This window comes from Pseudomonas sp. G11, from assembly GCF_029457515.1.
In the GTDB taxonomy this organism is placed as follows: Bacteria; Pseudomonadota; Gammaproteobacteria; order Pseudomonadales; family Pseudomonadaceae; genus Aquipseudomonas; species Aquipseudomonas gorinensis.
Genome location: NZ_CP120377.1, coordinates 1564902 through 1581603, shown reverse-complemented (window position 1 = coordinate 1581603; position 16702 = coordinate 1564902). Strand labels below are relative to the sequence as shown.

Sequence of the window (16702 nt, the reverse complement as noted above, 5' to 3'; positions counted from 1 at the left end):
CTTCGCCCACCCGTTGGACACTCAAAAAACACTGTCCGCCAGGGAAGGCTGTCATGGCTATTCGTCTCGTGGCATTGCTACTCGTCTGCCTTGCGCTATCGGCCTCGGCACAGACTGACCCGGTTGAACTGCTGCTGGCGCAAATGACGCTAGAGGAAAAAGCTGGCCAGCTCACCCAGTTGGCGACAGTGGACACCGTCACCGGCCCGGTGATTGACCAGGGCAGCCTGACCCACCCGCCGATGCAGACTGTGGGCTCGGTGCTCGGCATCTACGGTGCCGAACGGACCCGACAATTGCAGCAGAGCGTCGTAGAAGGCTCGCGCCTGCATATCCCGCTGTTGTTTGCATTTGATGTGATCCACGGTTTTCGCACCCTATTCCCGGTGCCCTTGGCCGAGGCGGCGGCCTGGGACCCCGACTTGTCGCAACGCACTGCCCGTGCAGCCGCCATGGAGGCTTCGGCCAGCGGCCTGCATTGGACCTTTGCCCCCATGCTCGATATCACCCGCGACCCACGTTGGGGGCGGGTGGTCGAGGGGGCCGGGGAAGACCCGTTCCTGGGTTCGGCACTGGCGGTGGCAAGAGTCCGAGGGACTCACGGCGATGGGCCACCCAACACGTCCTTCATGCTGTCCACCGCCAAACATTTTGTCGCTTACGGCGCCGCCGAAGGCGGACGTGACTACAACAGCGCCGACCTGTCACAACGCACCTTGCAAGAGGTCTACCTGCCGCCGTTCCAGGCGGCCGTAGAGGCCGGCGCGGATGCCGTGATGCCAGGGTTCGAGGAACTCGCGGGGGTTCCCATGCACAGCAACGCGCCCCTCCTCAAAGGTCTGTTACGCGGCCAATGGGGGTTTACCGGAATCATCGTCAGCGACTGGATGGGCGTGCATGAACTCATCCCCCATGGCGTGGCGGCCAGTCCTGCGGATGCCACGCGCAAGGCATTGAACGCCGGTGTCGAGATTGACATGGTCAGCCAGTCCTATAGCCGAAACCTGCCCGACCTGGTGCGCAACGGCCAAGTCTCGCTCACCACCGTGGATGAAGCCGTACGCCATATCCTCAGGGCCAAGCAGCGGCTGGGCCTGTTCGAAAATCCCTATCGCTACAGCGACCCCGCCCGCGAACGTGCCCAGACCTTGACCCCGCAAACCCGTGCCCTGGCTCGCGAGGCGGCACAGAAATCCATCGTCCTGCTGAAAAATTCAGGCGCGCTGCTCCCCTTGCCCAAGGACCTGCACTCGTTGCTGGTGGTGGGCAGCCTGGCCACGGATGCCCACGCCACGTTGGGCGCTTGGGCCTTGGCTGGAAATACCAACGACACCGTGACGATACTGGAAGGCATACAGCGCACTGTCTCCCCTGCCACCCAAGTGACCTACGTCCCCGGAGCATCGCCTACCAGCCTGGACACCCAAGGCATAGCAGCGGCACAACAGGCCGCCCAGAAGGCCGATGTGGTGGTGGCCGTACTCGGCGAAACCGCCGACATGAGTGGAGAAGCCGCCAGTCGCGCCGACCTTGGCCTGCCCGGCGCCCAGGACGCGCTCGTGCAAACGCTGCTGGACACCGGCAAGCCCGTGGTGATCATCCTGATGAACGGTCGCCCGCTGTCGCTCTCGAACAGCGCCCAACAGGCAACGGCCATTCTGGAGTCCTGGTTCCTTGGCAGTGAAATGGGGCAGGGTGTGGCCGACGTGCTGTTTGGCGATGTAAACCCCAACGGCAAGCTGCCCATCACCTTTGCCCGCAGTGTGGGGCAAGTCCCCATCTACTATGGCTACAGGAACAGCGGGCGCCCGGCCACAGGCCAAAACGCGTATGAATCCACCTACCTGGATTTGCCCCCGACGCCCGCGTATGCCTTTGGTTTTGGTTTGAGCTACACCACCTTCGCCTACTCGGCGCCACAACTGAGCACCGAACGCCTCGCCTCGACCCAGTCCTTGAACGTCCGTGTCACGGTGACAAATACGGGCCAGCGGACGGGAGACGAAATCGTCCAACTCTATCTACGCGATGATGTCGCCAGCGTGGCGCGCCCGGTCCGCCGACTGCGAGGCTTTCGCAAAGTACACCTGGCCCCTGGCGAAGCCCGGATCGTGGAGTTCACCCTTGGCCCGGAAGACTTTGCCCTGCTCGACGATGACTTGTTGCCCGTGGTCGAAGCCGGCACATTCACCCTATTCGTCGGCGGCAGTTCCACGACCGACAATCAAGCCACCTTTGAGGTCACCGACAGCCGCCGCCTGCATGCGCTTGGCCCCGCCATCCCGAGGCAGCTCAGACGCTGAATGCGCTTGGCGGTTGTCCAGGCTTTCCCTCCGGGAGCAGAATGCGGCACCGACCTGAAGAGTCCGAACCCAAGGTAACCGTATGAGCCTGTCCTTGCTAAGCCGTTACGCCTTCTTTGCCGTATGCGTCATTTTCACCCTCGCCAGCCTGCCTTTTATCGAATATGAATGGTTGTGGCCCATCACGATAGTCACCGGCATCCTCAGCCTGATCGGCCTGTTCGACCTGCTGCAAAGCCCCCACGCGGTGCGCCGCAACTACCCGATCCTGGGCAATATCCGATACCTGGTGGAGGCGATTCGCCCGGAAATCCGCCAGTACCTGCTGGAATCCGACAGCGACGCCCTGCCCTTCTCACGCGCCCAGCGCTCGCTGGTCTACTCACGGGCCAAAAATGAAACCGCCGACAAACCCTTCGGCACCCTGATCGATGTGTACCAGTCGGGCTTTGAGTTTATCGGCCACTCCATGCGTCCGGCGCCACTGAGCGACCCCAGCACCTTTCGCGTGATGGTCGGCGGCCCGCAATGCACGCAGCCCTATTCCGCGTCGGTGTTCAACATCTCGGCGATGAGCTTCGGCTCCCTGAGCGCCAACGCGATCCGCGCGCTCAACCAGGGCGCCAAGCTGGGCAATTTCGCCCATGACACCGGCGAAGGCAGCATCAGCCCCTATCACCGTGAAAACGGCGGTGACCTGACCTGGGAGCTGGGCAGCGGCTACTTCGGCTGCCGCACCAGTGACGGCCGCTTCGACCCAGAACGCTTCGCCGCACAGGCGCAGAACCCGCAAGTGCGCATGATCGAAATCAAGATGAGCCAGGGTGCCAAGCCCGGCCATGGCGGTATCCTGCCCAAGCACAAAGTGACCCAGGAGATCGCAGAAACGCGCGGCATCCTGATGGGCGAAGACTGCGTCTCGCCCTCGCGCCACAGCGCGTTCTCCACACCGATCGAGTTGATGCAGTTCATCGCCCAGTTACGCGAACTGTCCGGCGGCAAACCGGTGGGCTTCAAGTTCTGCCTGGGCCACCCGTGGGAATTCATGGGCATCGCCAAGGCCATACTGGAGACCGGCATCCTCCCGGACTTTATCGTGGTCGACGGCAAGGAAGGCGGCACCGGCGCCGCGCCCGTGGAGTTCACCGACCATATCGGCGTGCCGCTGCGTGATGGCTTGCTGTTCGTACACAACACCCTGGTGGGCCTGAACCTGCGCGACAAGATCAAGCTGGGCGCCAGCGGCAAGATCGTCAGCGCATTCGATATCGCCAGCGTGCTGGCCATCGGGGCCGACTGGGCCAACTCGGCGCGGGGCTTCATGTTCGCCATCGGCTGCATTCAGTCGCAAAGCTGCCACACCAACAAATGCCCGACCGGCGTCGCCACCCAGGACCCACTGCGCCAACGCGCCCTGGTGGTGCCGGACAAGGCCCAGCGCGTATTCAACTTCCACCGCAACACCCTCAAGGCCCTCGCCGAAATGCTCGCTGCCGCGGGTTTGGACCATCCGTCGCAGCTGTCAGCCAAGCACTTGGTGCGACGCATGTCGGCCACCGAGATCAAGCTGTTCTCGCAGTTGCATGTGTTCCTCAAGCCGGGTGAGTTGCTGACTGGGGAAGTGAACGGCGAGTTTTATTCGCGCATGTGGCAGATGGCTCGGGCGGATAGTTTTGAGGCCCATGAGGTGACGGCCGCTTAACGAGGCATGGACGCCGGCTTTCGGCGCCCATGCCTGCGCTCATTTTTCATTGAGTTGCAGGGTGTAGTCTTCAGGGTCGAGAATTTCCTTGAACACAATAAAACCGCCCTGCTCCGTCAGGTAAATCGAATAGAACTTTCTGTCCACCACTCGGCTATAGCGATTGCCAGCAGCGATGGCAGCCTCAAAATTCTCCCGGTCACCCTCCACCACATTATTGATGCCTAACCGGGTCATGAATTGAGGATGCAGCAAGGTATTAGCATCACTCAATAGATACCTCAGGGATGGCATGTACGTCATTGCCGCGTGACCTCGTGGCAACCAGTTACCCGCCGTTAGGGGACCGACATAATAAAAAATCGGTGCGGCGCTCAGTGACTCGTGAGCAACAATGTCATAGGCAATGTATTGGGCCACGGCCGTCTCCAGCTCTTTTTTGGCTATTAATACCTGCCCAAAGGCGTAGCAGAATGAAAACATGAACAGCACCGGCATCACTAACAGCACGCGCAATGGTTTCCAGACCCGGCCTAATACGTCGTAACTCAGTAACAGCAACAAAACCAACACGGCAGAAAAACCAATATAGTTTCTGGCATCCAAGTTAGGTTCGGCCAAAAACAAGATAGCCCCTGGCACACATAACAACAAAACCGGTAGAACGCCCAGGCACGCAATCAAGACCACTATTTTCCCCAGCGGACGGCCTTGCAGCGTAGCGATACTTGCAAGCCAGGATAATAACCCCACGCTCGCGACAACCAGCAAACCCACAAACAAAGCAGCGTTCCAGGCATTCGCCAGTGAATAAATACTGCCCATGGAAAATAGGAACTTTCTTTGTACGACACTGAGCCAGTTCGCGTCGAACAGGATACTGTCACCGCGATGACTGGTGATGAACTGATAAGCCGTCAGATAGTAGATCAAGCCTGCGCAGAGCAACTGCAACCCGCGCTGGAGCAATGTATACAGAATGCTATTGACCTCGATCCTGTTTCTCACCCCCCACAAGCACTCAATACAGCAAAGGCCGATGAACAGGGTAATCGTCAACTGATATAACGCCAGCGTTACAGCCATCGACACTGCCGCCACCAACCCGCGCAGAAACACGTTTTCGACTGTACAGGTGATCGCATAAATAACCGCCGCCACCGCCAGTATCATTCCAGGACCATCGTATTGATAGGCGATATTACCCAGAAAGAACGGATTACATAGAACAGGCAATACCACCAGACAGGCAACCCAACTTGGCGTCGGAAAATACCAGCACGTCAGGCGTGTCATAGCCAAAACCATGGCAAATACAGAAATCAATAATGGCAAAGGAAATATATTGGTGGTGCCGCCGGTGAAGGTTAAAAACTTATGCAGCACTTCCAGCAAGATTCGTCCCTGATTTTTCCAACCGTCTCCCGCCAGTAATAAAGAGCGCCAACTGTCATCGATATAGGCATAGTCCGCGCGAATGACGGGGTAGACATAAATCAGTGAAACCACACTGAAGAACACCACCACCTGTTTTTTAGTCAATACCGGTTCATTCCACATGACGCATGCCCTCCTCGGTCGCTCTGCTCCGTATCACGTCCTTCACCACATACCTCGGCCTATGCTTGGCCTCCATATAAATCCGCCCCACATACTCGCCCAATATCCCAATCCCAATCAGCTGCACCCCGCCCAAGAACAAGATCGCCGTCATCAACGACGGATACCCCGGCACCGCATTGCCGAACAGCACTTTGTCGAGCACCAGGTACCCGGCATACACCAATGCCAGCAGCGAAATACAGCCACCGATATAGCTCCATAACCGCAGGGGCAAGGTGCTGAACGAGGTGATGCCATCCAGCGCGAGGTTCCACAGTTTCCAGGCGTTGAACTTGCTCTGGCCAATTACACGCGGGGCGCGGTTGTATTCGACGATGGCCACGTCAAAACCGGCCCAGGACAACACGCCTTTCATGAACAACTGCTGTTCGGGCAGGGCCTTGATCACGTCCACGACCTTGCGGTCCATCAACCGGAAGTCGCCGACGTTTTCCTCGATGTGGGGATAAGCGATATGGTTGAGCAGGTGATAGAACAGCGACGCACTGTGACGCTTGAGGTAGCCGTCAGTGGAGCGGTCCCGGCGCTTGGCCAGCACCACATCCGCGCCTTTCTGCCATTCGGCCAGCAGTTGCGGGATCACTTCGACCGGGTCTTGCAGGTCGACATCCATGGGGATGACGGCGTCCCCCCTGGCATGTTCAAGCCCGGCGAACAGTGCTGCTTCCTTGCCGAAGTTACGCGATAAATTGATCAACACCACGTCGTGGTCGACCAAGGCGATCGCCCGGGTGTTTTCGGCGGTGCGATCGGTGCTGCCGTCGTTGATAAATACGATCTCGACCGTGTAATCGCGCAATGCGGGCTCTTGTCGAACAGCCTGGTAAAACACTTTCACCGCCTGCTCTTCATTAAACAGCGGCACCACCAGAGAGAGTTTCATTGCCCACGCTCACGAAACACCACCCACTTCGACAGCAGGAAACCGCACACCAGGCTCACCAGCGAGAACGCCACCACCGTGACCAGCCCCGGCAGGCGCCAGCGATCGGCAAGCCAACCCACGGCCAGGCTCACCCCTCCCATGCACAGCATGAAAAGTGCATAACGCGGCAGCGACACCGGCATGGCAAAGGTGTAAATCGCATTCAAATAGAAGGAGAAGGACGCAGCGGCGCAAAACGCGAAAAAGTTGCTCGCAGCCTGATTGAGTTCAAACGCCACCCTGAAGACAAAAAACAGCTGCCAATGGATCACCGTATTGGCGATACCAATTGCCGTATAGCGGGAGAATCCCTTCCACAGTCTGGTCATACCGTTGCCCTGTCGCGTCCCGTTCCAGCAGGCCACGGCAAACGCGATACGTCTACTGTCAGACTTAACAGGTAGCCCACCCGTAGACTTGAGACATTCAGAAATACCCAGCCTTTGCAATTGCTTACAAATACCGCCAACCTGCGCCCGCCCGACGTGCGGCGTATGACAACTCCCACCTGCACCGGTCATTACTAAACCTATTGTTCAAGAGCCCGCTGCCATGCTGAACGGACGCGACCCACGCATCGATTTTTTTCGGGGCCTGGCGTTGATCTTCATTTTCTGGGATCACGTCCCCCACAACCCTCTCGGCCAAATCACCCTGCGCAATTTCGGATTCAGCGACGCGGCAGAAGTGTTTGTGTTCCTCGCCGGTTACGCCGCCGTGCTGGCCTACGGCAAGATCCTGCGACGCGACGGCTACTGGCTGGCTTCGTTGAAAATCCTGCGCCGCGCCTGGGTGTTGTACGTGGTGCATATCTTCCTGTTGGCGATGCTGATGGGCATCGTCTTCTTCGCCAACAGCCATGTGGAGACCCGCGACCTGGTCGAAGAAATGGGCCTGACGCACTTCGTCACCCACCCGCAGCAAGCCCTCACCGATGAACTGTTGCTGCGCTTCAAGCCCAACCTGATGGACCCGCTACCGTTGTATATCGTGCTGCTGGCGGGGTTGCCGCTGGTGCTCCCGCTGTTGCTGCGCAACACGTGGGCGGTAGTCAGCGTGTCGCTGGCGGTCTACCTGCTGGCCCCGCATTTGGGCTGGAATCTGCGGGCGATTGCCGACGGTGTGTGGTACTTCAACCCCGTCACCTGGCAGTTGCTGTTTGTGCTCGGCGGCGCTGCGGCGATCCATGCCAGCCAGCCGCACCCGGCGCAAACACAGGGTCGGCTTCGTCAGCCCTTGTTTGTCGCAGCCGCCCTCTACTTGCTGCTGGCCGGGCTCCTGACCCTCTCCTGGCGCTGGCCCGAGTTCCATGACGCCCTGATGCCAGCGGCACTCGGCGACCTGCTGTACCCCATCAGCAAAACCGACCTGTCGCCCGTGCGTCTCTTGCACTTTTTGGCCCTGGCTTATGTCACGGCCAAACTCTTGCCCCATGACCGCTGGGCCCACCATTGGCTGGCGCAGCAGTGCTGCCGCATGGGCCGTTATTCCCTGGAGGTGTTCTGCCTGGGGGTGCTGTTGGCACCGCTGGCTGACATGCTCAATGCCCTGGCCGGCGACGCGCTGGCCATGCAGTTGTTCAGTGCGCTATCGGGCGTGTTGATCATGGCGTTGCTGGCGGCCTGGCTGGACTACAACAAGTGCCTGGATGAAACATTGCGCACCCGCGCGGCCCACCTAACAAATAGTTAGCGCCAGCGAGGCCGCGGGCGATGCTTCCATGAACCTTTCCACTTTCGTGAAAGGTTATGGCACATGTCCACTTATCAACTGCTCAATGGGCTATCAGGAAACTTGCAGTCCAGCGCGTCCTGGTCCCAACAACAGGCCCTCGAGCAGATCCAGCACAACGTGATTCAAGCCCTGAGCAGCTTGAATGCGCAGGAACGAACGCGATACCTCACCTTGCAGCGCGAGGCATTGGACGCCCACAAGGCCCTGGAAGACGCCCAGCAAGCCCATACCCAGGACTTCAAGGCCGAGGGCCTGGCGCAATTGCGGGAAAAACTCGGTGGGCGCGACCCCGAGCAATACACCCTGTTCACCCGCTACAAGGAGAAACGCGAGCAACCCTTCCCCTGGGACCCACCCGATGAGGCGATAAGCCTCAGGGAAGAGTTAACCCGAAGAACCACCCGACAGCGTCGGGCCCAATACGACTTTCATTACATCGATCATCTCAAGCAGCTGTCGCTGTGGGAGGCCGCGTGTCTGAACTTTGGCTTCACCCACGCCATCCACGGCGACTCGGGTTTCAGCGTGGTCGAAGCCAGCTATGTGGTCGGGCCGGACAACGACAGAAGCCTGAGCGCGGCAACCTTTATCAAGGTCGCTCGCGAACTGGATCTGGGCGGCCAATTGCGTGACAAAACCAAAATCGCCATGGCCGCCGATGGCCCGCTGCGCCCCTTATTCGCCGCTTGCGCCAAAGCCAGCCTGCGCTTCGAGGCCATCGAAGCCTACCGCAACCGCGCCACCACCGGCGTCACCCTGGAGCACTTCAACCGACTGGACGCCGCCATCAGCGGCGACGGCCCACAGTTGCCGTTCGACACCCTGAGCCTGAGTTCCGGCGTCACACCCATCATCGCGGTGCCCTTCGTGCCCTGGGAAACCAGCATACCCACGCCCTTGTTCTTGATCCGGGTGGCCAGCCTGGGCGTGTTGTCCTATTTCCCCTTCCGCCCCGGCGGCGCGCTGCGCTACCACGAAGACGCCCAGGCTGCCGAACGCGCGTTTCGGGAGCAATTGCACCAGAGTCACGAGCACAAAGACCTGAGCTGGTTCGCCCGGCAATTGCCCCTGGTCGGCATGTCGGTGTTCAAAGCATTGATCGACAAACAGGAGCCGCTCACACGGTTCAACTGGCTGGGGGGGAGCCTCTATAACGCATTTCACCGCGCGTTCCCGAAAAAAACCCTCGACAACATCCGCTTCAGCACTGATATCAAGCCCAGTCGTGAAGTCTCCCTGGTGCAGGCCTATACCTACCGGCAGGTCCAGCGCTTTCAGGCAGACCTGGATACCCTGGCCGAAACACGCGCCGAGAAGGACTGGCAAGCGCTCAAGGACGCGGTGGCAGCCATCGCCGCAGAAGTGCTGCAATTGCTGCTGACACCCCTGCCCGGCGGCGTCACGGGCATGAACCGGGTCATGCAACTCGCGGTGATGGGCAGCCTGACCTACAGCGTCGCCCAGGGCGTGAATGAGTTGGCTAAAGGCGAAGCCAGTGGATTTGCCTCGGCGCTGGCCGATGTCGCTGACCTGGCGATCAGCGGCAAATTGATCTCAACGGCGGGCCGCGTCCATCGCCAGCGCATGCTCCAATACCTGGAAAAACTCGGTCACCCACAAAAAATCACACGTCCCGACGGCACCCATGGGCTATGGAAACCCGACGCCCAGCCTTATGCCCATGACAATCAACGCCTGGTCGACGGGACCACCCCCAACGCCTTGGGCATCTATACGTTCAATGCACGCCACTACGCCAAACTGTGCCAGGGCGAAATGGACGTGCTGGTCGAGGTCCGGTTCGACCCGTTGAGCAAACGCTACGTACTCATCAAAGCCACCGACGGATATACCCCGGCGATTGTCTTCGACCCGGCGACCCAGGCGTGGACCTTCGATTTGCAGAACGCCCATACCCTCTCCAACCTTGAGTTGGTGCAACGCATGCTGCCCAACGGCGCGTCGCCCCTCACTCCGCAAGACCTTGAACATATGCTGCGCAGCACCGCCACCACGCGCACCACCCTGGATAACGTCTGGCGCGCCGAGGCTGCACCACTGAACCTGATCGAAGGGGTCAGGCGCCTGCAAGTCGACCGGGTCATCCAGCACGTCATCGAGCAGTTCCCCTTGCCCGGCCAATTGCCCGCGCATGCCGACAGCGCGGTCTTTTGCCTGCTGACGCAATTGAGCGGCTGGCCGGCCGACACGCTGCTCAACATCCACGACCCACAAGGCACGCTGATCGAGACTTATGGCAAGACCGGACAACCACCATCGCGCCCGCACACCATCAACCTCAAGCGCCGTGACGATGGCAGTTACACGGGCCTGAGCCCACAGAGCATTGGCCCCGAAAGCAACGAACACCTGCTTGAACTGATCATTCGCCAGCAGCCAGGGGGTTCGAGCCTGGGCAAGGAAGGCCAGCCCGGCGCCTCCGAAGCCCAGCGCATCAGCACCGTGCGCCAACAGGTCGCGGCATTGGCACGCACCGAGAGGCTCACCCTGTTCTCGGCCCTGTTCAATTACTGGGGCTACGAAAAAGCCGAACTGAGCGTCGCCCCCGGCGCCCGACGGTTTCTGCCGGTCAAGGTGTCACGGTCCCTGGCCCCCCTCACGCCCTTGCTGAAAAAACTGCGCGACCTCAACCCGCCCCTGACCGCCGCCAACCTGGATCTGATACTGGGCCAACACCCGTTGACGGCGCGCCAGCAGGAGGCTTTTCTCGCGGGCGGCACACTGCCCACTGCGTTTGTTGACGTCATCGATCATCACCGCACCGCATTGCGCATCGACGCGATCATCGACGCCCTGTACCACCCACGCGAATTCAATGCAGACACTGACCTATGGGCCAGGGAGATCGCCGGCTCCCTGATACGCGGCACACTCAAGCGTCCCTTCGTGATCACCGAGGTCGCCCTGGGAAAACCCTACGTGCCCAGCGGCCCGGACGATCGCACGGTGAACCTGCGCTTTTACCCCAACGGTCTCTACCAGGCCTACGACATTGCCAATGGTGGAGAGATCCCCGTCTCGCCCGCCCACGACAGTTTTTACCTGGCCATTGCCTCGGTGCTCCAGCCTCACGAGCGCGAACTACTGGGCATGAACAGCGCCACCGATGCCAAGGGCCTGCGCAAAACCCTGGGCGATACCATGAGCGCCCGACGCAACCCCGAAGGTTTCGTCAGCCTGCTCAATGGATCGTTAATGCAGTACGAACACGACCTGATGCTGCCATCGCACCTCCCGCCCAGCGCCAACGGGCTTTTCACCCTTGAGGGCAAGGACTACCTGCCACTTTCGGGCCGCCTTTACCAGGTCACGTTCGATAAAACCCTGTTCAAGTGGCGGCTTAAACACCCCAGCAAACTCGGGGTCGACACCCCGCTTCTGGAGCACAACGGCCAGGGCGCCTGGCGGCTGGCCAGCGAGCAGCCGATGGCGTGGGACACTCATCAGTTGTTCCATCGCCTGGGCCACCCGCACTACACGGTCACCCAGCAACAGGCCAACCGCATCCTGGCCCTGACCGACACCCCGGCGCATGTCCTGCGCGAGGTCCACCACGCCGGTCACCCGGCACCGCCCTTGCTCGCCGACACCAGCAAACGCTTCAAGATCGAACAACAGATCCAACACTTCATCGACGCGTTGCGGGTGGACCCCAACAGCAAGGACGCCAACCCGGAGCTGCAACTGTTGATTATCTCCGGGTTGCCGGGGTGGCCAGACAGCCACAGGTTGCAGATCCTCGGCCCTCGGAACCAGGTGCGCTACCAATACCCCGCGACGCAGGCGACCAACGTTGAAACGATCAACGTGACCGAGCAACACTACAAAGAAGGCCGGTTACTGAACGAACTCACCCGCCACGACGCGCTGATCAACGCCTTGCTCGGGGAGTTGCCCAGCCTGGCTGACGAGCGGCTGTTCAAACTGGTGCAAAAAGTCGTCACGTTCGCACAGGATCACACGAACCAACTCTTCGATTCGCTCTACAAGGAAAGTGAACAGTACCGTCCCCATGCACTGCGAGAGCAATTCAAGACCCAACATGCCGAACTCCCCAACAGCGCTATCGAGGGCATCCTGGGCCATGCAACCCCTCGCGAACTCAAGCAACTGCATGAACACGGCAAGACCAGCCTGCGCCTGACCGAACAAGCCCGGCTGACCGCCCACGAAGTGCGCTTGAATCGCGCCTTCGAAGGGTTGTACATGGACAGCCTGGTCAACCCGGACAGCGACAAGATCACCCTGCACCTGCTCAAGGCCGTAACCGGTTGGCCCGCGGACCTGCGCATTAAGGTACGCGACAGGCATTTCAACGGCCCCAGCATCGAAGGTGCGGGAGACGCGGCCGGCACGAACCGCAAAGTGCTGGTCAAGAAAGGCGCGGTCTACCACCCCTACAGCCCTCAAGGCACGGCCCTTGCCGCTCCGCTCGGCAGCGGCAGCAACCTGCTCCCGGCCATCGTCCAGACCCTGGGCGCTAGCGAACGGACATCACTGGGGATCACCGACGAACTCGACCTTTCCGAGCTCCAGGCGCAGATCGCCAACCTGGCATTCTCCCAGCGCGTAGAAATGAAAAGCCTGCTGGGCCTGCCCCATCTGCAACCCTGGCTGCAACCGGCCATGGGCCTGGACCGCTCATTCCTGGCGTATCCCGTTTTCAGTTGGCTCTGGCCATTCGGTGGCCAACGAGCGCCAGACCTGGTGAGCCGGGTGCAGGAATTGTATCCCCGGTTCGACAACACTACCGCCAATGCCCTGATCCGCGGCCTGGGCCTGAGTGAACCCGATCTGTTGATCGAGCTGGACCGGCGGCAGGCCGAATTCCGCACCATGGACATCGAGCTGTCCCGCTGGAGCGACACGCCGCAAGCCATCGATGACCCGCAGGTAGACCCCTTGGGCTTGAACCTCGGCCAACGTCGCTACATCGCCAACCAATTGCGCCGGGCCTGGCGATGCGAAGAACCGCAGCAATACGTGGAACACCTGATGTATACCTCGTCGCTGCAACTGCAGCTCGACGAGAACGATCTGCCCCCAGCGTCCTTTCTCACGGGAACCACCGGTTTCAGTCATATCGAACACTTGAGGCTCTCAGGCAACCGCTTCCCCGCCAACGGCAATGCGTTCCTCGCCAAGTTTTCCGGGCTTCGCTACCTGCACCTCGACTGCTTGTTAACCGAGCTGCCCACCTCGGTCACCGACATGACCAGCCTCACCATTCTGAACCTGAGCGATAACGCGATTGTATTGACCCCAGACTCCGCCACCCGCCTGGCAGGCATGGTCAACCTGAAGGCCCTCCAGCTCAGCGGCAACCCCCTGGGCATTGCTCCCGATATCACTCGGATGCCCCAACTGCATACCCTCGATCTAAGGGAAACCGGTATCAGCCAATGGCCGGTGGGCGCCGCCACACATGACGAGTTGTCCAGCCTGAACCTGCGGGACAATCTGATCACCGATATCCCCGAAGCGGTCTTTACCCATCCAGGGGCGTTCCTGCGAAACCGCAATATCGAGCTGCGCGGCAACCCGCTGTCGGATCAAACCCGGCAACGTATCGCGCGGTACAACGCCCAGAGGGGCAACAGCATGCAGGGCGCTGCGGCGGACCTCGTGGCCGTGGCGCCTGATGTCACGCCGTGGCTCGATGCCCTGGACCGGGTTCAGTGGGGAACGGCGACAGAACTCTGGCAAGCACTGGCCAGCCATGAAGGTGCTCGATCCGATGATGTATTCAGCGTCCTGGCAGACTTGACCCAATCGCTGGATTACAGGCAAGGCGGGCAGATCAAAAAGAACCTGAGCCTGCGGGTCTGGCGGTTGCTCAATGCACTGGGAGACTCCACCGAACTGCGGGAAACGGTGTTTCTCAACACCTATGCGGCGGGTACCTGTGGCGACGGCGCCATCCTGACCTTCAGCAACATGGAACTGATGTACCGTACTCACCAGACCCTCGCTCGCCACGACAAGGATCGGATCGATCGGGAATTGCTGGGCCTGGCCAGGCAGGTGTATTTCCTCGAGCACCTGGATCGACTCGCCGAAAATCACATCGGTCGATTGAATCAAGCGTACGCCGACACTCCCCGCTACACCCCGCCGGACCCGGCAGAAATCATACTGTTCTATCGGGTCAGGCTACGCGAGGAATTCAACCTGCCCATTGCCACCGAGCAGATGCTGTACACCGTGGAGACCTACGGTGTGCGCGAAGCCGATATCACCGCCGCCCGACAGACGCTGCGCGCGTTGGACACGCCCTCGTTGCTGCTGGAGTCGTACAAGACTCGGGACTTCTGGCTCAGGTACCTGGAACGCCGGTTCCCCGAACCGTTCATGACGATCAAAAACGTGACCCGGTACCAAAAAGAGCAGTTGAACCGGGAAGTGCCCGACAAGCATTCGGATGAATACCTGGACCGGTTGCAAGCGCTGATCGACCTGGAAACCGCCGAACGCCAGCGCCTGATCAGGCAGTTGACCGAAGCGGCGGTTCACGCCATGCGACGTCCGTGACCACGCCAGGGGCCGCCGTGGCTGCCCCTGGACAATGACCCCGCCCGGATCACGCGGTTAAACCGGGCGGACCTCACCCTGGGCCGTCTGCGTCGGCTGCAACTTGAACACGTAGAACAACACAGTCAGCACGAGCAGGAACACCGGCCCGACGTACAGCGCGATACGGGTCTGCGGGAAGTACGCCATCAGGCCCACCACCAGCACCAGGAACGCCAACGCCAGGTACGAACTGACCGGGTACAGCCACATGCGGTATTTCAGCCCGGCCTGTTCCGACGGGCTCAGGCGTTTACGGAACGTAAGCTGCGCCAACAGGATCATCACCCACGTCCAGATCGCGCCGAACGTGGCGATGGAGGTCACCCAGACGAAGACTTTTTCCGGCACCAGGTAATTGAGCAACACACCCAGCAGCAGTGCGCCGATCGACAGCAGCAATGCGCGACGCGGTACGCCGTTGCTGGAGGTGCTGGCGAAGGTCGCCGGGGCCTGGCCATTCTGCGCCAGGCTGTAGAGCATGCGCCCGGTGCTGAAGATGCCACCGTTGCAGGACGAAAGCGCCGCGGTGATCACCACGAAGTTGATGATGCCGGCGGCGGTCTTGATGCCCAGGCGCTCGAAGGTCATCACGAACGGGCTGCCCTGGGTGCCGATTTCATTCCAGGGGTAGATCGACAGGATCACGAACAATGCGCCGACGTAGAACAACAGGATGCGCCAGAACACCGAACCGATGGCATTCGGAATAGTCTTCTGCGGGTTCTTCGCTTCGCCGGCGGTGAGGCCGATCATTTCCACCCCCAGGTAGGCGAACATCACCATTTGCAGGGACATCAACACCCCCTGCACACCGTTGGGCATGAAGCCGCCATGGGCCCACAGGTTGGAAATGCCCAGCGCCACGCCGTCATTGCCGAAGCCGAACGCAATGATGCCGACACCGCCGATCACCATCGCAATGATGGTGACGATCTTGATCAGGGCGAACCAGAACTCGAACTCGCCGAACGCCTTGACCGCGATCAGGTTGATGGCGCCCATGCTGATCAAGGCCGCCAGGGCCCAGATCCAGCGTGGGGTGTCGGGAAACCACACGCCCATGTACACCGCCACCGCGGTGATCTCGGCGACACAGGTCACCAGCCACAGGAACCAGTAGTTCCAGCCGGTAAGGAAGCCTGCCAACGGGCCGAGATAATCCTGGGCATAACGGCTGAAAGAACCCGCGACAGGGTTGTGCACCGCCATTTCACCGAGGGCGCGCATGATCACTAGGATCGCCAGGCCACCAATGATGTAGGAAAGCATGATTGCCGGGCCGGCCATTTCAATGGCCTTGGCCGAGCCTAAAAACAACCCGACACCGATGCAGGCGCCGAGGGCCATCAGGCGGATATGCCGTTCGCCCAATTCACGTTTGAGCGGACCGCCCTGAGCGGTCTCGCCATGGGGCAGGTGGTTGCCAACTGGCATAGGGGTACAACCTCGTCTTGTTATTGGATTGAGTCACCGCGTGCACGACGTCACGACGGGTTTGCCATGACGCCATCACACCGGGCGCGCCTCGTGGGCGAACGCGTCTGGTCGGGCCAGATCGGTGGGGGGGCAGTATAAAAAGCTCAACCCAGTTTTTTTCACTCTATAAACGACAAGATTCAGCGGGAAGTCGCGGCAAAAGCGCTTTTTACCCAGTGCTTTTGCTTGAGGAGCGAATCCTGGCCGTCCGGAAACGGCGGCGAGTATTGCACAGCAATGGTGCACAGTCATGCCTCTGCCCCTGTCAAACCCGGCATCGATAAAACCCGGCTCCTCACACTGACAACACCGAACCCGACCACAGGCAAACCGGAACCTTCGCGA

At 60.4% G+C, this 16702-nt stretch carries 8 protein-coding genes; 4 read left to right on the top strand and 4 right to left on the bottom strand.

Annotated features, from left to right (window positions below; genetic code table 11):
* The first annotated feature begins 53 nt into the window (after positions 1–53).
* Both P2T68_RS07110 and P2T68_RS07105 read left to right on the top strand, forming a co-directional pair.
* On the top strand, positions 54–2303 hold the full coding sequence (locus P2T68_RS07110) for a glycoside hydrolase family 3 N-terminal domain-containing protein (protein WP_277379195.1): 2250 nt from the start codon (positions 54–56) through the stop codon (positions 2301–2303).
* A gap of 82 nt (positions 2304–2385) precedes the next feature.
* The gene (locus tag P2T68_RS07105) at positions 2386–4005 is read left to right on the top strand and encodes an FMN-binding glutamate synthase family protein (protein ID WP_277379194.1); all 1620 of its coding nucleotides are present in this window, start codon (positions 2386–2388) and stop codon (positions 4003–4005) included.
* A 39-nt stretch (positions 4006–4044) separates the two neighbouring features.
* Here the strand turns inward: P2T68_RS07105 and P2T68_RS07100 are convergent, their stop codons facing one another.
* From P2T68_RS07100 to P2T68_RS07090, 3 genes are read right to left on the bottom strand one after another with little or no spacing between them, the layout of a single operon-like run.
* Positions 4045–5565, bottom strand: a complete 1521-nt coding sequence (locus P2T68_RS07100; RefSeq protein ID WP_024073671.1) for a glucosyltransferase domain-containing protein — start codon at positions 5563–5565, stop codon at positions 4045–4047.
* On the bottom strand, positions 5555–6511 hold the full coding sequence (locus tag P2T68_RS07095) for a glycosyltransferase family 2 protein (RefSeq protein ID WP_024073670.1): 957 nt from the start codon (positions 6509–6511) through the stop codon (positions 5555–5557). Before P2T68_RS07095 ends, P2T68_RS07100 begins: the two co-directional genes overlap by 11 nt.
* On the bottom strand, positions 6508–6882 hold the full coding sequence (locus P2T68_RS07090; protein WP_024073669.1) for a GtrA family protein: 375 nt from the start codon (positions 6880–6882) through the stop codon (positions 6508–6510). Before P2T68_RS07090 ends, P2T68_RS07095 begins: the two co-directional genes overlap by 4 nt.
* Before the next feature lie 223 nt (positions 6883–7105).
* Between P2T68_RS07090 and P2T68_RS07085 the strand changes: the two genes are divergently transcribed.
* Positions 7106–8245, top strand: coding sequence for an OpgC domain-containing protein (locus P2T68_RS07085; RefSeq protein ID WP_069075341.1), 1140 nt, complete (start codon positions 7106–7108; stop codon positions 8243–8245).
* A gap of 63 nt (positions 8246–8308) precedes the next feature.
* Positions 8309–14839, top strand: a complete 6531-nt coding sequence (locus P2T68_RS07080) for an NEL-type E3 ubiquitin ligase domain-containing protein (protein WP_277379193.1) — start codon at positions 8309–8311, stop codon at positions 14837–14839.
* A gap of 57 nt (positions 14840–14896) precedes the next feature.
* Here P2T68_RS07080 and P2T68_RS07075 read toward each other — a convergent pair whose 3' ends face one another.
* On the bottom strand, positions 14897–16315 hold the full coding sequence (locus P2T68_RS07075; RefSeq protein WP_102624598.1) for an amino acid permease: 1419 nt from the start codon (positions 16313–16315) through the stop codon (positions 14897–14899).
* Positions 16316–16702: the final 387 nt, after the last annotated feature.

Excerpts from the sequence above, each read along its gene's own strand:
- P2T68_RS07075 (WP_102624598.1), bottom strand. The coding sequence starts at position 16,315 with ATGCCAGTTGGCAACCACCTGCCCCATGGCGAGACCGCTCAGGGCGGT.
- P2T68_RS07110 (WP_277379195.1), top strand. The coding sequence starts at position 54 with ATGGCTATTCGTCTCGTGGCATTGCTACTCGTCTGCCTTGCGCTATCG.
- P2T68_RS07095 (WP_024073670.1), bottom strand. The coding sequence starts at position 6,511 with ATGAAACTCTCTCTGGTGGTGCCGCTGTTTAATGAAGAGCAGGCGGTG.
- P2T68_RS07080 (WP_277379193.1), top strand. The coding sequence starts at position 8,309 with ATGTCCACTTATCAACTGCTCAATGGGCTATCAGGAAACTTGCAGTCC.
- P2T68_RS07100 (WP_024073671.1), bottom strand. The coding sequence starts at position 5,565 with ATGTGGAATGAACCGGTATTGACTAAAAAACAGGTGGTGGTGTTCTTC.
- P2T68_RS07090 (WP_024073669.1), bottom strand. The coding sequence starts at position 6,882 with ATGACCAGACTGTGGAAGGGATTCTCCCGCTATACGGCAATTGGTATC.
- P2T68_RS07105 (WP_277379194.1), top strand. The coding sequence starts at position 2,386 with ATGAGCCTGTCCTTGCTAAGCCGTTACGCCTTCTTTGCCGTATGCGTC.
- P2T68_RS07085 (WP_069075341.1), top strand. The coding sequence starts at position 7,106 with ATGCTGAACGGACGCGACCCACGCATCGATTTTTTTCGGGGCCTGGCG.